Here is a 26,177-nt window from a genome sequence, read left to right as displayed (position 1 = left end):
AACCGGATACAAAAGTTTTCCAACTTTTTGTATCCGGTTTATTTTTATATTATATAAAGCGAGATGGGAACATTATAAGAATTCTCTTTCACCATTACTTCGCACTTACCTCTATCTTAGAAGCTTCGATATGCCTTCTATTCAATAAACTTCTTGTTACTAAAAGAATCGGAAACGCAGCTATTGAAAAAATAGCCAATATGAAAAATACAACAAAACCATTTTGATAGCCATAATGATCTAAAAGTACACCACCAAACCATGGCCCAATTACTCCACCAATTCCCGAAAATCCCATTGCCCCAAAATACGTTCCTTTTAAATGTGGAACTGCTATGTCATCAATAAACACATCTGTCATCGAAAACATCAATACTTCTCCTACTGTAAAAATAATCGTATAAAGAACAATACTTCCGAGTGATTCAGCTATTCCAAACCCTAATAACCCACCACTAACAAATAGTGTGCCAGTAATAATTGATGCAAGTGGTGTATACTTCTTGCAAACCTTAATCATGGGATATTGTATAATCACTACTATAATTGCATTTAATGTCAGCATATATGAGAACAATGTCACGCCATCTTGAAATATATGCGAGTTCGCAAAATATTGAGAGGCTGTTGTTGTAAAGTGCGAAAACCCACTATTGCTTAAGATAATTCCAACTAGCGCAACCAAAAAAACAATATCTTTTCTCAAAATACGAATCGCATTCACCATCGTCACAGGCTCTACTGTATCAATTGTTTTTTCGTTCGATTGATACTTTTTAAATTGCAGCGCTAATACCACCGTATATAAACCGTACACTCCAGCAGCTACTAAAAACGGCATTGTTGACCTTGCACTCCCAAGTTGCAATCCAACAAGTGGTCCAATCGCAACACCCACATTTATCGCACCATAGCGTAAATTATATGCGAGTAAACGATACTCCGGCTTTGTTAAATCAGATAATAACGCTCTCGATGTCGGTTCAAAAAAAGAACGACATAGACCATTTAATGCGTTTAATAAAAAGAAAGTTATAACATGGTCTGCAACCGAAAACCCGATAAATACAAAAATCCAAACAATAATTGACCATATCATAATTGTTTTACGACCAAATCGATCTGATAAATTCCCACCAATAAAACTAGCAAACACTCCAACCAATGCGCTCGTCCCAATAATAGCCCCTGTCATCCCAGCTGATATACCTTTTACAGTTGTCAAATAGATTGCTAAAAAAGGAATGCTCATTGATGTTGCAAATCGAGCAAATAATGTCCCTAAAATAATACTCATCCCTAGTGGATGAATGTGTTGTAACTTGCCTCTCATCTCAAAACCTACTCTCCTATTTCATGCATAGAAAAAGAAAGCAATACAGCCGCTTTCCTTTCCCTTTTTCTATAGTAAATATGTTTATACCCGAGCCGTTCTAGTTATCTCCATATCAATACCATATGTAAACTGTAACTCTTTACAAACCTCTTTAATTAGGATATTCACGCTATATTTTTCATTAAATTCCATAACAGCGTTTTCTACTTCCTCATACGTATACTTATATTCACCAGTAATAACACTTTTCAAGTCAAAACATTCGTTAATACAAAGTTGCACGAGCAGTTGATCATACATAGCCGCTACATCTTCTTTTTTCCATAATACTTCTTTCACATATAACCGATCGAATGTCACACTTTCTCGGTTACATTCTGTTAAAGTCCGGGTCATTTCATGTAATTCTCGATATAGTTCAGAAATATTTGTATTGAGACGAATCAGTTTATCTACGCCGTTTTCATATAGCATTTCATCCACCCCCGTATATTCCTTTTTCTTATTATAGCAAGAAAATTCCAAAAAAGAGATTTTTTCTTCTGAAATATTAGGAAACTTATTTAGATTGCTTTACAATGAAACTAGTAAGTTCGAAAGGAGTATACAAGTGAACAAAAAATTATATTACACCGATGTCTATCAGCAAATCTTTACAGCTCAAGTTATAAAACAAGACCATGATAACGAAGGAAAACTATATGTTACTTTAACAGAAACAGCTTTTTATCCAACTGGCGGCGGGCAACCACATGACACTGGAACACTAAATGATGCTCACGTCATCAACGTTGAAGAAGTTAATGGAGAAATTCGTCACTTCCTATCAAAAGAATTACATACAAAAGAAATAACAGGTCAAATTGATTGGCAGCGCCGTTTTGATCATATGCAGCAGCATACAGCTCAGCACATTCTCTCTGCTGCATTTTGGGATCATTTTAACATACCAACAATCGGTTTTCATCTTGGAAAAGAAACGGTAACAATTGATTTAGATACACCTGATATTTCCATAGAAACAGCTACTCGGGCACTACAGATCGCAAACCAGATTGTCTTTGAAAACCACCCTATCCATATCCAATGGATGAACTTAGAGGAAGCAAAGCAGTTACCTTTAAGAAAAGAACCCACAATTACAGAAAATATTCGCGTTGTAATCATTGACAACTACGATTATAACGGTTGTGGTGGAACACATCCAAAATATACAGGAGAAGTGGGTCCCCTCCATATAATAGGATGGGATCGAAATAAAGGTGGCATCCGTTTAACGTTCGTTGCAGGATGGCGCGCCCTCAAGGTAATGGGACAGCATCAACAAATTATGAACGACGTTTCCAAACAATTAAATAGTAAGGAAAGTGATATTTCAACTAAAGTAAAACAACTTCTTATATCTCAGAAAGAAAACGAAAAAGTATTACAAACTATAAATGAAAAACTATTATTTGTGGAAGCAAATGAATTGTTGCAACAATCCAAGGAAATACATACTGGCACACTCATTTCTAAAGTCTTTACCAATCGTTCCATGCAGGAAATTGCAAAACTATCCACTATTATTACTGAACAAAGTGAAAACGCAATTACATGCTTTGTTACTGAAAATGAAGAAAAACTACAATGTGTTCTTACATGTGGTAATGCTGTAACAGCAAACATGAATACGATTTTGAAAAATGTCCTCCCTGTTATTGAAGGAAAAGGCGGCGGCAATCAAAAAAGTGCTCGTGGTGGTGGCAAGGCGATTATTACAGGTGAAGAGTTTCTAGCTCAGCTTATTCATTCACTATAAAAAATTTAGTTTATTCCATAAAGGATAGCATCACGCTATCCTTTATGTTTTATTTTACAAGCCAATATTTTGTTTCAGCCCTTGATAAGTGCCCGCATTAGGAAATCCTTTTTCAATAAGCTGAATAAATGTCTCAGAAAAATGATACGCACCTAATTCCTTTATTGGTACCATTTTCACATCATGAATTGGGTTATGGTCAAATTCATTAGATGGTAATTTTATTTCTCCCGACACTTTTTCAAGTAAAAACGTAATATGTAATAGCGATGGTACAGCATCCGTTTTATCACAAATATATAGCAATTTCTTAATTCTAGTTTCTAATCCCGTTTCCTCTTTCATTTCTCGAATGATCGCCTCTTCTAATGTTTCTCCATTTTCTACCCTCCCTCCTGGCAAAGACCAATTTCGATCAGAAACTTTTTGTTTCACGATTAACAGTTTTCCTTCTTCAATTAAAATTCCAGTTGCTCGAACTTGTAGTAAATGATTCATGTCGTCTCTCCTTTTCATTCCATACATATGACTTCTAAGTTATATCATTCTAGATTATTAGCTAAAATCCTTTCACAAAAAGAACATACGTTTTGTAATAAAAGAAAATTATGGAAGAAATAAGTGATTTCTATGCGTCCACCTTTAACACGAAACATACAAATTAAAGACTTTAAAAATTATTACTGGCTAAAAACAGAGTTACAGGAATTTTGCCGTGAATATGGTTTACCAACCTCTAAAATAGAAATTACTGAATGTATTATAGCTTTTTTGACTACAGGTAAAGTACCTGAAAAACAAAAAACATCCAAAAAGAAAATTACACTTCCGTCTCATGAACCATTTTCTCTACAAACAATTATTACTGAAAATCACCGCTGTAGTGAAGATGTTCGTGCTTTTTTCAAAGACATAATTGGATTAAAATTTCGCTTTACAGTAGCACTTCAAAATTTTTTTAAAGAAAATATCGGAAGAACATATGAGGATGCTGTGAAGTTTTGGTATGAAGAACAAGAAAGAAAAAAGGATCCTTCGTATAAAACAGACATCGGTACACAATTTGAATACAATCGCTTTACACGTGCCTTTTTTCAAGACTCCAATAATCAAGGGAAATCAAAATCCGACGCTATCGCTGCCTGGAAAGAAATAAAAGCAAAACCTGGTAGCAATGCCTATGAACCAAAAAAAGTAGAGAACTAGATTTCTTTCTAGTTCTCTACTTTTTCAAATAATAAAGCAAGTCCAATTCCTCCACCGATGCCTAATGTTGCTATTACATATTTCGCCTTTCCTCTTTGTACTTGATAGAATAACCGAGTTACAAGCATAGCCCCGGATGCACCATATGGATGACCAAGAGCAATCGCTCCACCGTTCACATTTAGCTTTTCATACGGGATTTGCAATTCTTGGGCACAGGCCACAATCTTAGCAGCAAAGGCTTCATTCATTTCAATATAATCAACATCTTCTATTGATAAGTTCTGCTGCTGTAATAACTTTTGCACAGCAAATATAGGACCACTCCCTGGTAAATGCGGATCTACGCCAACAATAGCACTATGAATAAAGCGAAGAATTGGCGTATAACCAAGTTCATGAGCTCTTTCTTCCTCCATTACAAGCACAGCGCAGGCTCCATCATTTACACCACAGGAATTACCTGCTGTTACTGTTCCTTCTTGTAAAAAAGCCGGTCTTGTTTTTTTTATTATTCGTTCATAATTCATTCCAAACTTGATTGTTTCATCCTCTGTTATATTTGAAGAAATCGGAATAATTTCTTCTTGTAACCTCCCTTTTTCTAGTGCTTCTAATGTTCTTTTATAACTTAAACAAGCATACTCATCTTGCATATCCCTTGTAATTCTGTAGTACTCCGCTACATATTCAGCAGCCATCCCCATATCTGGATCTCCGATAAAATCTGGTGAAAAGCGAGCCCTCTTCTGAAAAGGAGATGTACTTGTACTTTCGACACCACCAGCAATGTAGCAAGCCCCTGCCCCTCCTTGAATAAGGTGGCAAGCCATTCGAATCGCTTCTAATCCTGCGCCACACTGACGATCAATTGTGACACCTGGTACTCTATAAGGTAGCCCAGCTTCAAGTACCGATAGCCGCGCAACATTGCCGCCTGGTCCAACAATATTTCCTAATATTACATCGTCTATTTCATGCTCGATTCCTTCACTCAAGCGCTTCAGTAAAGGCGCTACCAACTGCTGAACCTCATACTCTTTAAATATACTGCTCTTCTTACCAATCGGCGTTCGCTTTGCCTCTACAATAACCGCTCTATTCATAAGCTTTCTCCTGGTTTTCGATTATACTTTTTGCTACTTCACGGGCAATTTTCCCGCTACTCGTATGCGGAATCCCCTCAACAAAATACCACTCTTTCGGGATTTTAAAGGATGATAGTCGCTGTAAACAAAAACTTTTTAGTTCTTGCTTCGTCACCCTTCCTTTTACCATTGCAACAGGCTTTTCACCCCAATATCTATCCTTCATACCAATAATTACGATTTCCTCGACCTTTGGATGATTGCATAATACACTCTCTATCTCTTCTGGGAAAATGTTAATGCCTCCAAATAAAATCATATTTTTTTCTCTTCCTACTATATAAATAAATCCTTCCTCATCCACAAAACCTATATCATGTACAGTCATCCAACCGTCTTCTGTAACTTGACAAGATAAGTCTCCGTTCAGTAAATATCCCATAAAAAACTGATCACTTTTTACATAAACAATTCCAATTTCACCTTGCTGTAATTCTTTACCCTTTTCATTACATATCCGAACTTGTACATTATGACATGGCTTTCCAACCGAAGCTGCTTTTCTTTTACTTTCTACATCTGTTAGTGCTGTAACAAAACTTAATTCAGAAGCACCATAAAATTCATATCTTTTGGCATATGGGAACACATTTTTTATTTTCTTTTTTGCTTCAGCTTCCCATTTTGCACCTGAGGAAATAATCTTTATTTCTTGTTCAATCATTCTTTCTTCTTTATATAATGCCTCTAGCATTGTCGGAACTACATACATCACTGAAATATTTTCTTGTTCCAATATAGATAAAATATGATTTGGGATGAATTTTTCTACAAGATACAGCGTTTGTCCTAAATATAAAGCACTCATTGCACCATATAGAAAAAGAGAATGAACAAATGTGCCCGCCAACAAGATAGAATCATCATTCTTCATATGAAAATCATAAACATTGCAATCAAAACTATGTACCCAAGACTCCTGCGCACGAAGAAATGCCTTTGCTTTCCCAGTTGATCCCGATGTAAATCCCATATAAAATGGATGACTTTTCACGTTTTCTGAAGAATGATATGTATTTAACTGGTCACCTATTATTTGATTCCATTCATGAATAGGAAATATCTTTCCAGATATTAGAGATATTTCACTCATCTTATATTGTTCAGCAATTACAATGGATGGATTAGCAAGATTTATCCTCTCCTTAAGCTCATCTTGTTTCCACTTTAAATCAAGCGGTACGCAAACCCATCCTGCCATTGCAGCACCTGCAAAAAGCTGTAAAAATTCCATGCGATTCTCTAATAAAATCGCAATCGTTTTATTCGTTGTTTTTTCTTCGTTAAGCCAATTAGCAACTTGGCAAACCGATTCGTTCCATTCTTTATATGTTAGTAACCTACTATTTTCTTTTATCGCTATTTTATTAGGATGGAAACAAGCATGCTTCCTATAAGACGACGTGATTCCCACTACTTTCATCCTTTCCTTTCAGATAACAAAAAGAAACACGTTAATACGTGTTTCCTACATTTCATCCCGCATTTGAGATTTTATTGTTCTTTAAAGCAGGCTTAATTATGTGTTTCAATGAACGATGTAATCTAGGTACAAGAATTGCTGCTATCACAGCTTTAATGAAATCTCCTGGTAAAAATACGACACTTACTTTCATAGCATGCCATATAGAGATGTCCATTATAAATGATTGGACAGTCACACCAAATATATAAACAACTAGAATACCGCCAATTATATTAATCAAAAATACTTTTATAACAGATACTTGACGTAAACGTTCTACAAGATAACCTATCACAAACGCTCCAACAATATAGCCAATTAAATACCCTGCACTCGGACTAACAAATACACCTGGTCCACCACGGCCACCGGCTAATAATGGTGCCCCTACTCCTACAACAAGTAAGAAAACCATTTGACTTAACGCACCAAGCCGAGATCCAAGCAATCCACCTGCAAGCATTACGCCAAGAGTTTGTAAAGTAATTGGAACAGGCGTAACAGAAAGCGCAATCGGTGGTACCAATCCTAATACCCCCATAATCGCACTAAATAAAGCAACAAAAACTAAATTCTTTGTATTCATGTTTTTTACTTCTCCTATTTGTAAACTATATATAATTTCAAGATAACATTTCTCAAAAACATTTTAACTTCCCTCACCCTTACTGTCAACATTAATTATTTTTTAGTTAACATAAATGAGTATTATTTCAAGCTAACAATTGAAAACACTATAAATTAACATGATTCAATATAAAAAGGCGATTCATACCGGTATGAACCGCCTTTTTATATTACTTTTCACTGCCTCTATGCAAATGCTCTAGTTCTTTTCGTAACTCTTGCTTCAAAAATTTCCCAACCGATGTTTTTGGAATCTCCTCCATAAATACAATATCATCAGGCAACCACCACTTCGCAAACTGTGGTCGCAAAAACTCATATAACTCTTCTTTCGTTACAGAACTATTTTGTTTTTGCACAACACATGCAACTGGACGTTCTTGCCACTGCGGGTGCGGAACTGCAACAACTGCTGCTTCAAATATTGCTTCATGTGCCATTAAGGCATTCTCTAAATCAACGGATGAAATCCATTCACCACCACTTTTAATGACATCTTTTGTGCGATCAACAATTTTAATACAGCCTTCTTCGTCAACTGTAACGACATCTCCTGTGTATAACCATCCATCACGGAACCCTTCTACAGTACGTTCATCGTTATAATAGCTCGCTGCAATCCATGGTGCTCGTAAGCATAGTTCCCCCATCTCAGCTCCACCCCATTTTACCTCTCCACCTGCGCCAACTACTTTCATCTCAACGCCTGGTACAAGATATCCTTGCTTTGATCGAATCTCAAGTTGTTCTTCATAAGATAAATCTGTTTCATAGCTTTTTAACCTTGCAAGTGTCACAAGTGGACTTGTTTCCGTCATACCATATGCATGTACAAAAGGAACGTTATATTTCTGTTCAAACGCTGCTATCACGCTTTTAGGTGCTGCTGCACCCCCACATAAAATTCGCTTCATACTTGATAAATCATAATTATTATTTTCTAATTCCTGCAAAACACCAAGCCAAATCGTTGGTACCCCAGCAGCTAACGTCACTTTTTCATTCTGAATCATTTCCAGTAAAATTTTCGGTGTAAACATCGGACCCGGTAAAACTTGTTTTGAGCCAAACCATGTTGCTGCAAAAGGTAATCCCCAAGCATTTACATGGAACATTGGAACAATTGCCATTGCAGCATCACTTTCAGATAATGCTGATGTATCTGCGAGTCCTAGAGCCATACAATGAAGTACCGTACTGCGATGTGTATATACAACACCTTTTGGATTTCCTGTCGTTGCTGACGTATAACACATACCTGCTGGTGTATTTTCATCAATATCTTTTAAGAATGGGAAATCAGAATCTCCTTCTGCAAGAATTTGTTCATAATGAAAAATGGGTTGAAGTGATGTTTCTGGAAGCTCTTCTTTGTCAGTCATAATAATATAAGCTTGTACATTCGATAATTCATCTTGAATTTTTTCAACAAGAGGCACAAGATCTTCATCAACGAGTAAAATACGGTCTTCTGCGTGTCTAATGATATAGGAAATATGCCCGGGGGATAAGCGAATATTAATTGTATGCAGTACAGATCCAATGCTTGGAATCGCGAAATACGCTTCCACGTGGCGATGATGATTCCATGCCAAAGTTCCAACACGCTCCCCTTCTTTTATTCCTAATTTCTTTAACGCACTAGAGAGTCTTCGTGTCCGTTCTCCCAATTGCTTATACGTTAGAATTGTAATCGTATCATGTGTACGCGAAACAATTTCTTTCTTTGGAAACAACTTTTCTGCCCTTTCTATCATAGAACTAATTGTTAATGGCACATCCATCATCATCTTTGTCCCAACCTCCTGTTAAAGCGTTTTCATTTTTATATATTATACCAAACTTCTATAATTAAAAGTGTAATATTTCTGTATTTTCTGAATTATTTCCGCAGAAATAATTTTCTAATTGATTTATAGTAACCCTCCTATTCCCTGTCTCTCGATCTCGTATCTTTTTCTATGACTATACTACTTTCATTTGTTTTATTTCCATAATACTTTGAAACTCTTCCTCTCTTTTCTTCATATACTTCCTCGTTTCTATTATTTTGTATAAATTTAGAACAGTATAAGAAATAAATAGAGGAGAGTCACCTTATATGGTTACCCTCCTCTATTTATTTCATTATGTATACCATATGTAATGAAATATCTCTTACATCAATTCTTCTTAACATAAGACGATTTGTATGTAATATTGGATACTTCTCTTTTCCATTTCTCATAATGGCTTTTCCTTAAATTTTTGATAGTTTCGCACTTTTAACAGAAGTACACTTCCACAATCTGTACAAATATAGGCATCCACTGGAGAAGATGTAAACATCGTCTCTTTTTTTCTTAATTGTGCATATCCAACAAACTCACCTTCTCCAATATTGTTAGAGCCACAATAAGAGCATGTATGTACCTCTTTTTTTCGCATGAGAGCACCACCTTTATTCTGTTTCTACTCCCTTCGACAGTAATCTTCCATTTTCCTTCCATAAAAAACTTCCTACTTCCCCTAAATTCCAAAAGGAAAAATGGTATTAGAGTCGTATTCATACATTGTAAATATATATAAACTAAAGCATTATACTGGAGGTAACACATTGAATCCTACTATTACACTTCATTCAGCGAAACAAATCGAGCAAGCAGAAATCGACATGTTATCCGCTAGATTACTAGCTGTACAAACAATGAAAGGGAATCCCATGCAAATAGAGATTAGGCACTTTGGAGCCGCAATGGCTTTTTCATCAAAAATCATCTCTGGACCTGCTTTTAATACCGTCAAAGGAATTACATTTACTAGTACAATGGAAATAGATGAAATCATTTCTTATTATAAAACATTAGGAATTCCTTGCCGATTTGAGATTCCCCCAGCTCATGCAAGTCCTGAATTATTCCACTATCTACATGAAAAAGGATTTTATCAATCTGATTTTCATACTGCATTATATGGCTTACCAAAATCTTATCCAACTCTTCATTCTCAAGAATTTTCAATTCGAAAACTCGAAGAAGATGAGTTTGATATTTTTGCTGACATCTATATACGTGGATTTGGTATGCCCGAGTTTACAAGAGAGGGCGTATGTCAAAATAACCAAGTCCTTTTCGACAAACCGGGATGGCACTTTTACATAGCGACGATTGCAAATATTCCTGCGGGCATAGGTGTACTTTATATGAATCAAGGCATAGCTTCCCTCACTGCCTCTGCTACTTTACCAGATTTTCAGCGAAGAGGTTGCCATACTTTATTAATCCAAAAACGTATACACACAGCATTTGAATCACATTGTACATTACTCGTTGGGCAAGCTCGTTTTGGAAGTGTGAGTCAAAACAATATGGTGCGCTGCGGTATGAATATTGCTTATACAAAATCTATTTGGACTCATGAAAACGATAAGAAGTAAATTAAAACTTGAATCAGTGAGAGTTCTCTTTATCCTCACTGATTATTCCCCTTACCAATTTGAAGGTGGGAGTATTACCGCCCGCAAATAGTAGGATAAATAAAAAAAGAGCCTTAGAACGACTCTTTTTTCCACTTGTAAAAAAAGCACTTTTTCACTACTGAGTGGGATAATAGAAATACACTCTCATTTTCCGTGCTTACTTCTTTAATTTCCCCTTCTATTACCATTTAATCATTAGATTTTTTCGATGCTTTTTTAATAATCTTATTGAGTTTTTTATAAAATTCACCTTTTGTTTTTACATGTTTAAACTGATCTGGATTAACATTAGCTTTTTGAGAAAGTGCTACAATTTCTTCTCTTGAAATTGGATCCTTACTATTTATAGATGCTATATTTGTATATTTTCCATCTTCTGTTTTTGGAATTTCTAAAATCCCTTTATTTACAAGATCCACTACAGCCTTATGCTCTGAAGAATGTGTATCTACTCCAATAATTTTCCAGTTATGCATGACTTTCGGCGTGTATACACCGCTCTTTACATCTTTTAAATATGTAATAGCTAGATTACGAATAGTTCCACCTGTTTCTCCGAACGCACTCTCTTGTTTAGATGACCAAATTTGTTCAAACTTACGTCCCTCTAAAGCTCCTCCTTTTGCTTGAAGAGCCTCCATTCTATATGCATTCATTCCCAACGTCATAACATCGTTCATTTTGATTGGTTTATTCGTACGAATAGATCGTAAATTGGTAATTCTACTTCCATATGGTTTTGTTAAATCAATTTCATATTTCACGCCTCCAAAGAAGTCGTTCGTACTATATTTAGAAGCACGGCGTGTTTTATCAAAGCTAACAGTTACATCTCCTTCACGGGATGAGTTGAAATATCCTGCTGCCCACTCCATGTAATCTTTTAAATCTTTACCAGTTACCTTATATACTGTAATTTCTCCTAAAGCATATTGGTAATTATATGCAATATCTTTCTTTTTAATAGGACCTACATCTAAACGGGCATGATCATTATCAATTTGATGAGCGACTACATCCGCTTTACTGTAATGGAGCATGACTTCATGAAAGAAATCTGATAAAGGTGTCTCTTGAATTTGCACACTCGGAATATTCTTTATTTCATTTTCTGGTACAAGATTCCTACGCTTTAATTGAGCGACTACAACATTTGCATCCCCTCTCGCATATTCATGGAAAGGTGTTAGTGTTGCTTCAAGTGCAGGATCAGATAATACCGTTGTTCCATCAGCATTTTTAATAGGTATAGCGGTAGCTGTTTTATCCTTTACTACTACCTTTCCACCTTGTTTTGTAAAAGTAAAATCAACGCGTGAGATATGTGTTCCATATTTATCTGGTTCCGTAATAATAACACCATTTACAATTTCTTTTTTGACAAGTTTATGCATATGAGCCGCAAAAATTGCACTTAACTCTGGGCAAGCAGTCGCAATATCTTCCACTCCAGTGCCAGGTATCCCATTCTCATTTTCGAGTCCCATATGCATAAGACCTACCATAACATCTACTTTTCCTTCTAATTCTTTAATTGCCTTTTTTGTCTCTTCAACTGGATTCTTCACTACTAAACCAGCCAAATGATCTGTCCCTTTTTCAAAATCATGAATCATCGGTGTATTCATTCCGATAATCCCAACTTTAATTCCACCCTTTTCAACAATCGTATAAGCTGGAAGAAAACGATCTCCATTTTCTTTGTAAATATTACCCGCTAACGTTTTCCCTTCATATTGACCACTAACTTTTTTCAATATATCTAGCCCAAAGTTAAATTCATGATTTCCAAACGCCCAAGCATCATACCCCATTGTATTCATTGCTACCATCATTGGAGACTGCGGCTGATCATTAAACAATTCTACCGAGTTTCCTTGAATTGTATCCCCAGCATCTAACAAAATAGTATTGGGATTTTCTTGACGCACCTTCTTAATAACCGTATAAAGCTGCGTTAAACTCCCATTCATATTTGCACCATCAAGTGCATAGTCCCAAGGCATAAATCGCCCATGAACATCTGCAGTACCTAATAAAGTAATATTAATGTCCGATTCCTCAGCCTTAGCAGAACCTGGTTTTGCTGTTACTGCTGTTCCAAGCAGCATAAGAATAACAAGAAAACATACATAGTTTTTCCACTTCATTTTTGACATAATAAAAATGTTTCTCCCCTTTTTATGTAATATCGTAAAGTTGCTTGAACTGTAAAAATGTAACTTATTATTTGGAAAATATCAACTATAAAAGAGAATCTTGCATATATTTTATAAGCTCTATACACAATTAGTTATAATAATGGGGATCATATCATTTTCTAGTCTCTTTTTATTTTTCTACTTGTTTTTCTAGCACATATAAATCTTCTTCTATGTTCGACAATTTATCTGCAATTAACTTTCTTGCATCATCAATCGCTTGGTTATATGCATACGGTCCAAGTAATTTTACCATTTCTTCTATTAAACGTTCTGCTTGAAAACGTCCGATTGCTTCTAAGTCTTCTTCTTCAAAAAACTGCTGAATTTGTTCTACAAGCTCCTCTTTCTTTTCATTTGGTATTTTTACATTCATCATGAATCATCTGCTCCTCTATTTTTAAGATAATATTTCCCTTAACTCTACCATAGAAAAACGTGTCCCTGGGCAAGTTTTTGTAACACCTTCTAATTCCCGATGACCAAGTATATTGTCTTCACATATAGAGAACTGCTTCATAAATTCCCTACATAACGAATGCAAAGAATTTATTTGTGCAAAGGTTGGATCATACTTATCAAAATTCCCTGTCATACAAATCCCTATCGTTTCACTGTTGTATCCTTTTGCATGGGCCCCAATGTGTAACCCTCTACCTTCAAATACCGTCCCATCTTCTTCAATAAAATAATTATATCCGATACCACTCCATCCCCGTACCTGTTGATGGAACTCATGTGTTTTATACACATCCCATCCATCTTCAGCAGTGTGATGAATGATAAGTTTTTTTACACTTTCTAAAGGCTGTAATTCATCTTGAAACGTTAACTTTGCTTTTTTGATTTCCATTTAGGATTCTCCTTCATAAATCAATTATAATTATCGTTTTATCATCTGGTCGAATCCGCTTTTGTTCTTCTAATTCTTCTATTATAGACACGTATTCCTTTATACCGTTTCTTCTTATATATTGTACTGTTTGCTCAAGTGACCAGTCTGGGTGAAATAATCCATCCGAACAAATAAATATTTCTTTCACTTCAGCAAGTGATAATCTTCCTTGTTGAATCCATGTAATCGCTTCTGGCATCCCATTCGCTACTGAATATCCATTTGGCATATTCGCAAGATAGCGATTATATTTGAGCTGCTGCCAAATGTCATGAAATATATGTTCTTCTGGAACAGGAAGCCCCTGTTTTCTATCCTCTTCACGTTTTCTTTTCGCTCGTGTACTAATTCCTTTTACTGTATCCTTTGTTAGCACTTTCATTGTCCCATCATGAAATGTAGCGACAATCATACAGTCACCGAGTTGTGCGTATTGAATACTTTCATCCTTTATAAGAACTACAGCAATACAGGTGCACCATAAATGATCTTTTTTTGTCGTATCAATCTTATACTCTATCATTTTTTCTTGTAACACTTGATTCGCAGTTGCAATTTCAGTTTGCAAACTAACGATCTCTTTTATGGTTGTAAAATAATTTGCAAATAAATTTGAGGCAAGATACGCTCCGTTGTGCCCCTCTTCATCTTGAAATGAGCTAAGCGGCGTTGCACCATCGCACACACCGTAAACCATTAATTCTTTATTACAAAAAAATGTATCCTCACACTCCTGTTTCACAGGACTTTTCTGTTGATATGTTTTCATTTCCATCTCTTTCCCTCCTTTTAACTAAGACAAAATGAACAGACGAAATCTTTTGATTAATCTAATTTTCCGAAATAAACTGTTTTTCCCTAAGACTTTCAATTTCATATATAATCTTGAAATAATATGATTTTTTAGTGAAGGACGGGAACAAGATGGTCAGATTTCTTGGAGTTATTATTGGTTCTATCATTATTGCAGTTGCCTTTAATCTTTTCCTTATCCCCCACAAGATTTTAAGTAGTGGAATTGGCGGAATTGCTATTATCTTAGGAATTGTAACCCCTGTAAACACAGGAATTATTAACTTTGCATTAAACTTACCTATTCTTATTTTAGGGTACATAGGTCTTGGAAAAAAAGTAATTTTTAATACAGTTGTCTCTGTTGTAGTATTATCTGTTGCACTATACTGGATTCCGGTACAAATCGTCGCAAAAGATCCACTTCTTTCTTCCGTATTTGGAGGCGTAATTGCAGGTGCTGGAATCGGCCTTGTCTTTAATTGCCATGGCTCAACTGGTGGATTTGATATTATCGGTATGCTATTATCTCGTAAAAGAGATATTAAACTTGGTGGTTTTCTTATTATTTTAAATACAGTCGTTGTTGTCATTGCTGGATTTTTCTTCGACTGGGATGTCGCATTAACAAGTTTACTTTCAATCTATGTAACAGGTAAAGTAATTGATGCCGTTCATACAAAACATCGTAAAGTTACACTTATGATTGTAACAAATCAAGCAGAAGAAATGAAAAAGAAACTTCTTTCAACTGTTGTACGTGGAATTACACTTCTTGATGGTGAAGGTGCTTATTCAAGTGAAAAAAAGCGTGTACTTATGACGGTTGTTTCACGTGAAGAGCTTGCAAATATGAAACTAACTATTTCTGAAATCGATCCGCAAGCATTCGTTAATATTACGGAGACCGTTGAAGTACTAGGGTTATTTAGAAAAGCTTAAAAAACTAGGTGGAACTCCACCTAGTTTTTATTTATTCTCCATGAACTCTAATCGATTCCCAAACGGATCCGAAACATAAAATCTAATAACATCTGGACGTGCATGATCATTTATTACTTGAACTCCTTGTTTTATTAACTTCTGCTTAAATTCATCAATTCTCTGAACGTAAAAAGCAGGATGCGCTTTTTTTGCTGGAGAAAAATTTTGTTCAACACCTATATGGATTTCTTGATTTCCACAACGGAACCAACAACCGCCACGTTTTCTTAATTCTTCTGGTTTCGGGATCTCTTCCAGACCAATTTTATTTCCGTAAAATTCTCTTGCCCCTTCTTCACACCCTACAGGCGCAGCTACTTGTACATGGTCAATTCCTTGAATGTAACCTACCATATCCCTCTCCCCCTTTATATTTTTATTTTATAGTATACTGCTAAAAAAATAACTTATATATGTTTTATAAAACGCTATAAGATTTACTTAACAGCCATATGCATATTGTTTGTTTTATAATGAAGAAGGTGCTTTAATAAAGATCTATTAAAAAGAATGAAAACACATTCTATTCTGTAACTTTGTTTTTTATAGAAATATATAACGTTTTTCATATATTATATTTATAATAAGTTATTGAATCTGTTTTAGATGCTAGTTGTACGGAGGAAAAGTTATGAGTCGGAAAAAGTTCTCATCTATTCAAAAAAGTCGCCATTCGGCTACACCTCGCCGTTTGCGAAATCATGTCCAAAATTGTTCTTTAACAGAAATGTACGCATCTCTTTTTGAACATAATCCTGATAGTATTATTTCATTGAACTTACAAGGAATCATATTACATATTAATCCCTCTGCGGAAAAAATATTGGGCTATACTTCACAGGAATTAGAAAGAAAAACAATTACTTCCATTATAGAAGCACATATTTCTGATCAAGTACTGCAATATATCCAAAATACTACAGCTGATAACCAAGAAGAATACATACTTTCTATCCACCATAAAAAGGGATATCAAATAGATGTAGTTACAAAATTAGTCCCTATTTTCATTCAAAATCATCTCACAGGTGTATATGCAATTTTAAAACCGCTCGAGAAATCTGAAAGAATCGAAAAAATGTTAAAAGAAAGCGAAAAACGGTTACGCACACTAATGGACTCAATGCCTGCCTTTGTCATTTTTAAAGATCATGAAGGACGCTGGCTAGAAGCAAACGATTATGCACTTTCTTGCTTTGATTTTCATGATGTTCCTTATCACGGAAAAAAAGATAGTGAACTGGTTCAATATAACGAAGCGTATCGCGAAGCATTTTTGCATTGTGAAGAAATTGATGAACTTGCATGGCAACAAAAACAAATCATTCATGGCGAAGAATTTATTATTCATAAGAGCACAGCCAACATTATTTTAGATATTTCAAAAGTCCCACTCTTCCACCCCGATGGTTCACGAAAAGGACTTATTGTTATGGGCAGGGATGTGACTGAACTAAAGAAAACAGAAAAGTTATTACGAAAATCGGAAAAACTAGCAGTAGTCGGGCAACTAACAGCAGGGATCGCTCATGAAATACGAAATCCTTTAACAGCCTTAAAAGGATTTTTAACATTATTAAAACCCGATATTACCGAACAAAACAAATGGTATATAGATGTTATGTTAAGTGAAATTTCACAAATGGAGTCGATAACAAGTCAATTTATGGCAATGTCTAAACCACAAGTGCTGTCTATTCATTCTTGCCAAATTCAATCATTAATCGAAGAAGTTGTAACCTTTATTTTACCTACCGCTATTATGCATAGTACACATATTATTATGGATCATTTTTCTCCTATGCCAGAAATTCAATGTGATGGTAACCAATTAAAGCAGGTCTTTATTAACGTGCTAAAAAATGCGATTGAAGCCATGCCCCGCGGAGGAAATATTTTCATTCAAGCAAAACAATTAGATGAAAACTTCATATTAATCCGCATTATAGATGAAGGATGCGGCATTCCAGAAGATCGTATTTCTCGTTTAGGAGAACCTTTTTATAGTTTGAAAGAAAAAGGAACTGGTCTTGGTTTAATGATGTGCTACAAAATAATCGAAGAACATTACGGTAAGCTTCAAATCTCAAGTGAAATAAATAAAGGAACAACTGTAGATATTCGATTACCTATTTCCCCACCTCAAAATAACGACGAAATAGAAAAAGAGTAAATGGAAACACCATTTACTCTTTTTTATGGTAATCTATTCATATCTTATTCTGTTGCTTGTTCAAGCACCGTTTCCATCTCATTAAACTCACGATGTATAGATTTTGTAGGTTCTTTCGTTAGCAAGCTGACTATTATCACAGCTAGTAAACTTAACGAAAATCCTGGTACCATTTCGTACATTATTTCTTTTAAATTTGGAATCTGTACCCATGTAATGACTACTGTTGCACCAACAAGCATACCTGCCATATAGATTGACGTTTGATAATCAACTGCTTGATGGTTCCTTCTATCGAACGATGAAGAAGGATATCGATTTCTCCTAACTTCTTGTTATATAACTTTCCATTTTTAGAAAAAGACACCGCTAAACGATGCTTTCCATTTGCTTTGCATCCAAATTGAGTGAAAGTGAGACTATTATATTCTCTGTATTTTTTTAGTTTTGGATAGTTAGCATCCCCACAAAAAAAGCCATCATATGCCTTTTTCAGTCGTAAAAATACTTCTTGTAAGGGCTGTGATGGCATTTCTTTTAGAAACGGATAAAGTTTCTTATCTATTGTTTGTTGTTTTTGCATATCAAAACGTGTATACAATTGTTTATTTTCTTTATATTTTCTCTGTTTATCTAAAAGAGCTGAATTATAGGTTTGACGACAATATTGTGGCCAACGGTCTAATGTTTCTTTTTGTTCTTTTGTTGGAAATATTTCATATTTTTGACTCAGCAACATTGTCATCACCTTCCTCTTTATTCGTTATCGTATTTCAGACCCTAAAACACAAAAAGAATATACGTTCGTTTTTATACCTAATACTATCATACATGGTTGTACATAAAAAGAAAATAGAAATTTTGTGTCATGCACGACCAACATTCATCCCCTCCCTAACTCTGCATGTGATTGAAGAAGGGGACTTCTATTGAAATAACGTTAAAATTCCGAAAAATAACTTTCTCTATTTTTTTGTTCATTCAAGTGAACGAGCCCTTTTCCTCCAACGAAAACAACTTGATAAACGCCTTTATCCCAGTGGATTACCCAGCTTTCCCAAAAACTTAAAGTAAAAATATTCAGAAAATACCTATTTTTCAACGTATCCCTCACAACAAAATGCAAGGGACTTTTCCCACCATTCATGACTCATTATTCCCCTTCTCTCGCGGTCACTGTTGGAAATAATTTTGATAATGGAATAATCCTTCCTGTTTCATCTTTAAATACAATATGATCCCTTGTTAGATGCCGAGGACTATTCACTCCTGCCGCTGCTGATAAAGCGAATAAACTATATCTCATGCTAATAATGTAATTCATCACACGCCACTTTTTTTCATCTGGGTCCAATGCTTTTTGATAATGCGAATTCGTTGTTGCGACGCCAGATGGACATTGTCCTGAGTTACATTGAAGTGCCATAATACAGCCACTTGCCATCATAAATCCACGTGCAGAATTTACTGCATCAGCACCAAGTGCTAAAGCTATAGCTACTTTATCGGGTGTTACTAATTTTCCTGATGCAAAGACCTTTAATTTATCTCGAACACCAAAATGACAAGCTGTATCAACAAACGTAATTAATGCTGGTATAAGAGGTATCCCCATGCTATCTGCCATAGACTTATAAGTTGCACCAGAACCACCTTCTGAACCATCGATTGTAATAAAATCCGGGTAAATATTTAATTCTTTCATCGTTTGTAGTAAATCTTCTAGCGGTCCTTGTTGTCCAATAACTATTTTCATTCCAACTGGTTTCCCGCCCGTTTCTTGTAAATCATGAATAAAACGTAATGCATCTTTCGCATGATGTAAAAAAGCGAAACGATTTGGCGAATTGATTGTTTCCCCTTTTTTTACTTTTCGAACAGCAGCTATTTTCTGATTCACTTTTTGTCCTTCTAAATGACCACCACGTATTTTTGCACCTTGCCCAAATTTCAGCTCAAACGCTTTAATATGCTTCTCTTTAGCCTTTTCAATAAACGCCTCCATTGAAAAATTACCTTCTTCATCACGATAGCCAAATAAACCAGGACCAATTTGGGCAATGATATTTACACCTGTTTGCAAATGCTCTGGAATAACACCACCCTCTCCTGTATTAATCCATGAACCCTCTGCCATTTTTGCTCCATACCCTGTTGATAAAATATAATTTTCTCCAATCGCACCATAAGAAGTAGCAGAAGCCCCAAACATGCCGTATACTTTCCATGGATATTTCCGTTCTTCTCCTACTACAATTACATCATCTTCCTCATACAACCAAAGATTCGTTTGATCTGCAGTCAATTTTTCTCTTCTAGAAAACACCCCTTCTTTATGAATGAGATATTTCTTTGCTGCCCGTTCCTCAGAAAGATTTACGTTCAGTTCTTCTGTAAGAATTGGAAAAAGAGTGTTTACAATATAATATCCAGATGCATCAAAATCGCGTTTCGAACCAAAGCCGAGTACTTCAGATCGATACTTTGCTAAGAACATTACACTCTGAAAATCATAGCGTGAAAAAGGTTTTCCATCTGTATCGTTATCAAACCAATACTGCCGAAATTCAGGACCTATTTTCTCAAGTAAAAAACGCATTCTACCTAAATAAGGATGAAGTTTTAATATGGAGTGATGTGTTCGTTTCTTAATGAAAAATGTAACCATAAAAAAGAAAATGAAAAGCATTATTAACAATAGTAGTATACTAATAATAACGAGTAGCGTTTCATTCATTTTCGCTTCCCCCTATCATGTCATTCTCTTATATTCTTTGCCTAACAAAATAATAAAAGGAGAACACTTATGTGCTCTCCTTTTATCCTTATTCATATTAATGTGGCAAGATGCTGTTTTGCATCGTATTCCTCTAAACTTTCCCCGTGTTTAATTCGATGAACAAAATCTGGATTAGAAATCAATGGTCTACCAAATGCCGCTACATCAATTGTTCCTTCTTGAAGTGCCTGTTCTGCTTCTTTCGGATTTAACCCCCCTACTCCAACAACTACACCATTCCAATATTTGCGAACCAATTGATGCAAGTTTTTCCCGTCAGCTATCACTTGTGTATAATTCATGGTCGAAGGGTGAATCATCGTTAAACCAACTTCATGGAACATCTCTACGAAGGTCTTAATTGCCTCTTCAGGATTTTCCCACATATAGCTCGGATTATCACCTTTGAATGCAGAAAAACGAATGAGTGTTTTATCTGCACCAATCGCACTTATTACAGCTTGTAATACTTCTTTCATAAACGTTAACCTTTGTTTTAGGTCTCCCCCATAATGATCCTTTCGATCATTAGCAAATTCATAAGCAAATTGATCAATTAAGTATCCATGTGCTCCGTGAATTTCCACCCCATCAAATCCAGCTTCTATCGCATTCCTAGCAGCTTGTGCATATTGCTTGATAACCTCTTGAATATCTTCTATTGTCATTGCTTCTGGCGTATCAAAAGGCTTACGAAAACGCGGTACATTTCCTTGTGCTGCAATCGCTGACGGTGCTTGCGGCAAGAGTCCACCCGTTAGTTCATGATGACTCATACGTCCTACATGCCATATTTGAGCAATAATCGTTCCACCTTCTTTATGTACTGCATCTGTTACCGGTTTCCAAGAATCAATTTGTTCCCCTGTATAAATGCCCGGAACACCTGGATTTCCTTTTGCTCTTGGGCTAATTACAATCCCTTCTGTAATGATTAGACCTACGCCATCAGCTGCACGTTTTCGGTAATATTCAACTACATCAGCTCCAACTACTCCTGTTTCATCATTGGCAAAACAACGCGTCATCGGTGCCATTGCCACACGGTTACAAAGAGACCAAGCACCAATTTGAATCGGATTAAATAACTTTGTTTCTTCCACATTTTGAAAGGATCCCCAACTGTTTATATTCGTGCCTTCATATATACTTGCTGCTTTGCTCTTTAAATTTGTCATCTTAATTCCCCCTATACCTTTTATAATTAAACTCTATATTTTTCACTATAACTTTAAATATATTTCATATATGAATCATAATCCCTTACAAACTAATACGTCAATTTATAAGCTCTTATCACACAGTATTCGTATATGGAACAATAAAAAGAAGCCTCCCCAATAAGGAGAGACCTCTTTTTATATGCTAACTTGCTTACTAATCGTTTCCCTCGCTAACAGAAAGCTCATAATAACCTGAGCAGCCACACGACTTGTCATATCACGAAAATCTAGCGTTGGATCAATTTCTACAATGTCCATACCTTGCACAAGTGGTTCTTGACCAAGTGCTGTAATCGCATCAAGTAAAGTTGTACTATCCATACCACCCGGACCAATCGCTGGACAACCTGGTGCAAATGCTTGATCTAATACATCCATATCGACAGAAACATAAATAGATGTAACTCCTTGTCTACGTAAGACTTCAATACTTTCTCTAATGATTTCTTCAATCGCTCTTTCTCGCACATGCTTCATTGTATATACCGTCACACCATGCTCTTTTGCATATTCATGGTACGTACGAGCATTTGAAAAATTACGAATACCAATTTGAACAAGCTGTTTCCCTGTAATTACATCATTTTCTAGTAAACTACGAAATGGTGTTCCGTTGGACGGTCCCCCATCTTCTAAATTACGTAAATCATGATGCGCATCAAATTGGATAATACCAACTTTCCCCTTACTACTTGCAAAACCACTTATACTTGGAAAACTAATTGAATGATCTCCCCCAAGGACGATTGGTACCATCTGCGGATTTACTTTCGTCAAGTGACCGAGCGTCTTAGCAATACGAGCATGACTTTCTTTTATGTCTGTAATATGCATGGTAATATCACCGCAATCATACAAGACACTTTCTTTCATATCATGCTCTTCTGTAATCGCGTATGTGCTATATGCATCTAACATTGCTCGGATGGTTTTCGGCGCGAAACATGCACCGGAATGACTAATAGATGGTTTAGAAAGTGGTGCGCCAATTAATGCTGCTCCAAAAATTTCTTCCCCTTCTTCCCAATTCTTAATCATCTCACTCCATTTCGTTACTTCGCGATCTATAAACTTAGCATTTTTCTTTAAATAGTGGCCGTAGTCCACGCTTTGTCACCTCTTGTATATGCAAGATTACCATTCTTCCATACTGTATTTACATGGCTCACACCGTAGTGATATGGTACATATGCATAATTATATGCATCCCATAAAACTAGGTCTGCCTTACGCCCAACTCGAATTTTCCCAGCAACATCGCCGCGATTAATTGCATAAGCTGAGTTAACTGTTACGGCATTCCAAACTTCTTCTGGCGTCATTTTCAGTTTCAACATGGCAATACTCATAATAAGCTGAATATTTTCAGTTGGACAACTACCTGGGTTAAAGTCTGTTGCTAACGCTACAGCTACACCCTCATCAATCATTTTGCGCCCACGTGCAAAACTCTCTTTATTTAAGTAGAAAGTAGTTCCTGGGAGTAACGTTGCAACTGTATTTGAGTTTGCAAGCATTTCAATCCCTTTATCTGATGCTCCAACTAAATGATCTGCAGATGCCGCACCAATTTCTGCCGCTGCTTCTGCACCGCCAAGTGGATCAATTTCATCCGCATGAATTTTCACGTCAAAACCAAGTTCTTTCGCTTTTAATAAAAATTCTTTTGATTCTTCCACAGAGAATACCCCTGTTTCACAGAAGATATCAACAAATTCAGCTAATTGTTTTTCCTTCATCTCTGGTAATAAATCTAGCATCCATTGTAAAAACTCTTTTGATTTTCCTTTATACTCTTTCGGGATCGCGTGTGCTCCTAAGAATGTTGAAACTAAATCGATTGGATGCTCTTTTTGCAACTGTGCCGTCGCTTCTAATTGCTTCCATTCTGTTTCATCATCTAATCCATAGCCACTCTTCGCTTCCACTGTTGTAACGCCGAATGATAACATCCGATCTAAATGAAATTTTGCCTTTTGTACAAGTTCTTCTTTCGATGCTTGTTTCGTTGCATTTACCGTCGAAAGAATCCCCCCGCCTTGCTCTAAAATCTCCAAATATGGAACCCCTTGTAATTTAAGAGCAATTTCATTTTCACGTGATCCACCAAATACAAGATGTGTGTGTGGATCAACTAGACCTGGGGAAACCATTTTCCCTTCGCAATCAATGATTTCTTTCGCTTGTAATCCTTTTGCTTCTTCAGCAGTTCCAACGAAAGTAATAACTCCATTTTCAATACCTACTGCACCGTTTTCGATAACAGGAAGCGTATTCATCGCTTCCCGTCTTAACAAGCCATCTTCTTGATCCATTGTCAGTAATTGACCGATATTTGTGAGTAAAGTGTCCAGCATGTTTTTTCCTCCTTATTTCATCATTGGAATGTTAACGCCTTTTTCTTTCGCCGTTTCAACAGCTAAGTCGTAGCCTGCGTCAACGTGACGAACAACACCCATACCAGGATCAGAAGTTAATACACGTTCAATACGTTTTGCTGCTGCTTCCGTTCCGTCTGCAACAATAACCATCCCAGCGTGAAGTGAATAACCCATACCAACGCCACCACCGTGGTGTACAGATACCCAGCTTGCACCGTTAACACTGTTGATTAATGCATTTAAAATTGGCCAGTCCGCCACTGCATCACTGCCGTCTTTCATCGATTCTGTTTCACGGTTTGGAGATGCTACTGATCCACAATCTAAATGGTCACGGCCAATAACGATTGGTGCTGACAATTCACCACTTGCAACCATTTCATTGATGATGCGTCCAAATTTTGCGCGTTCTCCGTAACCAAGCCAACAAATACGTGATGGAAGACCTTGGAATTCAACTTGCTGACGTGCCATACGAATCCAGTTACATAAATGTTCATTATCAGCAAATTCACGTAAAATCACTTCATCTGTTTTATAAATATCTTCTGGGTCGCCAGAAAGTGCTACCCAGCGGAATGGTCCTTTCCCTTCACAGAATAATGGACGAATGAACGCTGGAACGAACCCTGGGAAATCAAAAGCATTTTTTAATCCTTCATCAAAAGCAACTTGGCGAATGTTATTTCCATAATCAAATGTAATTGCACCTTTTTTCTGCATTGCAAGCATTGCTTCTACGTGTTTTTTCATACTTTCTTTTGCTAATTGTACATAGCGCTCTGGATCTTCTTCACGAAGTTTTGCCGCTGCTTCTAATGAATAACCTACTGGAACATAGCCGTTTAATGGATCGTGTGCAGACGTTTGATCTGTCACTAAGTCTGGTGTAATATCACGTTTCACAAGCTCTGGTAAAATTTCTGCAGCATTTCCTAATAATCCAATTGAGATTGGTTCTTTCTTTTCTTTGTATTCTTTCGCAACAGCTAATGCCTCTTCTAAAGATTCTGTATACATATCGCAGTACCTTTTCTCAATGCGACGGTCAATACTACGTTTATCAACATCAATTGCAATGACAACACCGCCATTCATCGTAACAGCAAGTGGTTGCGCTCCCCCCATACCACCTAAACCAGCAGTAAGTGTTAATGTACCCTTTAATGAACCATCAAAGTGTTGACGCGCTGCTTCACCAAATGTTTCATATGTTCCTTGTAAAATCCCTTGTGTACCAATATAAATCCAGCTGCCTGCTGTCATTTGGCCATACATCATGAGACCCTTTTTCTCAAGTTCACGGAAGTGATCCCAGTTTGCCCACTTTGGTACTAAGTTTGAGTTTGCTAAAAGGACACGCGGTGCATCTTCATGGGATTTAAAAATCGCAACCGGTTTACCAGACTGAACAAGTAACGTCTCGTCACTCTCTAATGTTTTTAACGAATCAACAATCGCATGATAGCTATCCCAGTTACGAGCTGCACGACCAATGCCGCCATATACAACTAATTCTTCTGGTTTTTCAGCTACTTCTGGGTCTAAATTATTCATTAGCATGCGAAGTGCCGCTTCTTGAACCCAGCCTTTCGTTTGTAATTCTGTTCCTCTTGGCGCACGAATTGTTTGTTTTACGTTTTCCATTTTCATCTCTCCCTTTTCTCTTTTTATTCCGTATGAATAGGGATAAAGCCCCCTATAAAAAT

At 36.3% G+C, this 26,177-nt stretch carries 23 protein-coding genes and 2 pseudogenes; 5 read left to right on the top strand and 20 right to left on the bottom strand.

Annotated elements, in window-relative coordinates; all coding sequences use genetic code 11:
• Positions 1-94: 94 nt before the first annotated feature.
• Both AZF08_RS10360 and AZF08_RS10355 read right to left on the bottom strand, forming a co-directional pair.
• Positions 95-1,333, bottom strand: coding sequence for an MDR family MFS transporter (locus tag AZF08_RS10360; RefSeq protein ID WP_033676054.1), 1,239 nt, complete (start codon positions 1,331-1,333; stop codon positions 95-97).
• An 84-nt stretch (positions 1,334-1,417) separates the two neighbouring features.
• The gene (locus AZF08_RS10355) at positions 1,418-1,810 is read right to left on the bottom strand and encodes a hypothetical protein (RefSeq protein ID WP_033676053.1); all 393 of its coding nucleotides are present in this window, start codon (positions 1,808-1,810) and stop codon (positions 1,418-1,420) included.
• 94 nt (positions 1,811-1,904) lie between these two features.
• Between AZF08_RS10355 and AZF08_RS10350 the strand changes: the two genes are divergently transcribed.
• A complete protein-coding gene (locus AZF08_RS10350; RefSeq protein ID WP_338059093.1) occupies positions 1,905-3,137 on the top strand; it encodes an alanyl-tRNA editing protein in 1,233 nt (410 codons plus the stop codon).
• A 54-nt stretch (positions 3,138-3,191) separates the two neighbouring features.
• On the opposite strand, the gene AZF08_RS10345 is transcribed toward AZF08_RS10350, so the two are convergent.
• On the bottom strand, positions 3,192-3,635 hold the full coding sequence (locus AZF08_RS10345; protein WP_033676050.1) for an NUDIX hydrolase: 444 nt from the start codon (positions 3,633-3,635) through the stop codon (positions 3,192-3,194).
• A gap of 132 nt (positions 3,636-3,767) precedes the next feature.
• Here AZF08_RS10345 and AZF08_RS10340 point away from each other — a divergent pair, with 132 nt between their 5' ends.
• Entirely contained in the window at positions 3,768-4,343 is a 576-nt protein-coding gene (locus AZF08_RS10340) for a DUF6434 domain-containing protein (protein WP_033676083.1), read from the top strand.
• An 8-nt stretch (positions 4,344-4,351) separates the two neighbouring features.
• Here the strand turns inward: AZF08_RS10340 and AZF08_RS10335 are convergent, their stop codons facing one another.
• The 5 genes from AZF08_RS10335 to AZF08_RS10315 form a co-directional block, all read right to left on the bottom strand.
• A complete protein-coding gene (locus AZF08_RS10335; protein WP_033676048.1) occupies positions 4,352-5,449 on the bottom strand; it encodes an acetyl-CoA C-acyltransferase in 1,098 nt (365 codons plus the stop codon).
• Positions 5,442-6,905 carry an acyl-CoA synthetase gene (locus AZF08_RS10330; protein WP_033676046.1) on the bottom strand — a complete coding sequence of 488 codons (1,464 nt, stop codon included), beginning with the start codon at positions 6,903-6,905 and terminating at the stop codon, positions 5,442-5,444. The genes AZF08_RS10335 and AZF08_RS10330 overlap by 8 nt, the downstream gene beginning before the upstream one ends.
• Before the next feature lie 61 nt (positions 6,906-6,966).
• A complete protein-coding gene (locus AZF08_RS10325) occupies positions 6,967-7,542 on the bottom strand; it encodes a biotin transporter BioY (protein ID WP_033676045.1) in 576 nt (191 codons plus the stop codon).
• A gap of 211 nt (positions 7,543-7,753) precedes the next feature.
• Positions 7,754-9,373 carry a long-chain fatty acid--CoA ligase gene (locus AZF08_RS10320; RefSeq protein ID WP_033676044.1) on the bottom strand — a complete coding sequence of 540 codons (1,620 nt, stop codon included), beginning with the start codon at positions 9,371-9,373 and terminating at the stop codon, positions 7,754-7,756.
• Between the two features lie 433 nt (positions 9,374-9,806).
• The gene (locus tag AZF08_RS10315; RefSeq protein WP_033676043.1) at positions 9,807-10,010 is read right to left on the bottom strand and encodes a hypothetical protein; all 204 of its coding nucleotides are present in this window, start codon (positions 10,008-10,010) and stop codon (positions 9,807-9,809) included.
• Positions 10,011-10,236: 226 nt separating this feature from the next.
• On the opposite strand from AZF08_RS10315, the gene AZF08_RS10310 reads away from it, so the two are divergent.
• Positions 10,237-10,998 (top strand): GNAT family N-acetyltransferase, encoded by a 762-nt coding sequence (locus AZF08_RS10310; RefSeq protein ID WP_407639473.1) that lies wholly within the window; start codon positions 10,237-10,239, stop codon positions 10,996-10,998.
• A 230-nt stretch (positions 10,999-11,228) separates the two neighbouring features.
• Here AZF08_RS10310 and AZF08_RS10305 read toward each other — a convergent pair whose 3' ends face one another.
• The 4 genes from AZF08_RS10305 to AZF08_RS10290 all read right to left on the bottom strand — a co-directional run bounded on the left by AZF08_RS10305 (position 11,229) and on the right by AZF08_RS10290 (position 14,911).
• Positions 11,229-13,199, bottom strand: a complete 1,971-nt coding sequence (locus AZF08_RS10305; RefSeq protein WP_033676041.1) for a bifunctional metallophosphatase/5'-nucleotidase — start codon at positions 13,197-13,199, stop codon at positions 11,229-11,231.
• A gap of 172 nt (positions 13,200-13,371) precedes the next feature.
• Positions 13,372-13,620: a DUF2164 domain-containing protein gene (locus AZF08_RS10300; protein WP_033676040.1), complete on the bottom strand. Its 249-nt coding sequence runs from the start codon at positions 13,618-13,620 to the stop codon at positions 13,372-13,374.
• Positions 13,621-13,641: 21 nt separating this feature from the next.
• On the bottom strand, positions 13,642-14,094 hold the full coding sequence (locus AZF08_RS10295; RefSeq protein WP_033676039.1) for a peptidoglycan recognition protein family protein: 453 nt from the start codon (positions 14,092-14,094) through the stop codon (positions 13,642-13,644).
• Between the two features lie 13 nt (positions 14,095-14,107).
• Positions 14,108-14,911, bottom strand: a complete 804-nt coding sequence (locus AZF08_RS10290) for a protein phosphatase 2C domain-containing protein (protein WP_033676037.1) — start codon at positions 14,909-14,911, stop codon at positions 14,108-14,110.
• A gap of 149 nt (positions 14,912-15,060) precedes the next feature.
• On the opposite strand from AZF08_RS10290, the gene AZF08_RS10285 reads away from it, so the two are divergent.
• Positions 15,061-15,870, top strand: coding sequence for a YitT family protein (locus AZF08_RS10285; RefSeq protein WP_033676035.1), 810 nt, complete (start codon positions 15,061-15,063; stop codon positions 15,868-15,870).
• A 27-nt stretch (positions 15,871-15,897) separates the two neighbouring features.
• Here the strand turns inward: AZF08_RS10285 and AZF08_RS10280 are convergent, their stop codons facing one another.
• A complete protein-coding gene (locus AZF08_RS10280; RefSeq protein WP_033676033.1) occupies positions 15,898-16,266 on the bottom strand; it encodes a VOC family protein in 369 nt (122 codons plus the stop codon).
• 277 nt (positions 16,267-16,543) lie between these two features.
• Between AZF08_RS10280 and AZF08_RS10275 the strand changes: the two genes are divergently transcribed.
• Complete coding sequence (locus AZF08_RS10275; protein WP_033676032.1) at positions 16,544-18,085, top strand: BA3702 family sensor histidine kinase; 1,542 nt, start codon at positions 16,544-16,546, stop codon at positions 18,083-18,085.
• A 44-nt stretch (positions 18,086-18,129) separates the two neighbouring features.
• Here the strand turns inward: AZF08_RS10275 and AZF08_RS10270 are convergent.
• From AZF08_RS10270 to hutU, 7 genes and pseudogenes are all read right to left on the bottom strand, one after another.
• A pseudogene (locus AZF08_RS10270) lies at positions 18,130-18,336 on the bottom strand (sodium:proline symporter); the annotation flags it as partial.
• 2 nt (positions 18,337-18,338) lie between these two features.
• Positions 18,339-18,830: pseudogene (locus AZF08_RS10265) on the bottom strand (RNA-guided endonuclease InsQ/TnpB family protein); the annotation flags it as partial.
• Positions 18,831-19,238: 408 nt separating this feature from the next.
• Positions 19,239-20,822, bottom strand: coding sequence for an FMN-binding glutamate synthase family protein (locus AZF08_RS10255; RefSeq protein WP_033676026.1), 1,584 nt, complete (start codon positions 20,820-20,822; stop codon positions 19,239-19,241).
• A gap of 92 nt (positions 20,823-20,914) precedes the next feature.
• Positions 20,915-22,042 carry an alkene reductase gene (locus AZF08_RS10250; RefSeq protein WP_033676025.1) on the bottom strand — a complete coding sequence of 376 codons (1,128 nt, stop codon included), beginning with the start codon at positions 22,040-22,042 and terminating at the stop codon, positions 20,915-20,917.
• Between the two features lie 180 nt (positions 22,043-22,222).
• On the bottom strand, positions 22,223-23,194 hold the full coding sequence (hutG, locus tag AZF08_RS10245; RefSeq protein WP_033676023.1) for a formimidoylglutamase: 972 nt from the start codon (positions 23,192-23,194) through the stop codon (positions 22,223-22,225).
• The gene (gene hutI / locus AZF08_RS10240; RefSeq protein WP_033676021.1) at positions 23,173-24,444 is read right to left on the bottom strand and encodes an imidazolonepropionase; all 1,272 of its coding nucleotides are present in this window, start codon (positions 24,442-24,444) and stop codon (positions 23,173-23,175) included. Before hutI ends, hutG begins: the two co-directional genes overlap by 22 nt.
• Positions 24,445-24,456: 12 nt before the next feature.
• A complete protein-coding gene (gene hutU, locus AZF08_RS10235; RefSeq protein ID WP_033676019.1) occupies positions 24,457-26,115 on the bottom strand; it encodes a urocanate hydratase in 1,659 nt (552 codons plus the stop codon).
• Positions 26,116-26,177: the final 62 nt, after the last annotated feature.

Source organism: Bacillus gaemokensis (assembly GCF_001590835.1).
Taxonomy (GTDB): Bacteria; Bacillota; Bacilli; order Bacillales; family Bacillaceae_G; genus Bacillus_A; species Bacillus_A gaemokensis.
Note: the sequence above shows the minus strand (reverse complement) of the source record. Positions and strands in the feature narration are given on the sequence as shown.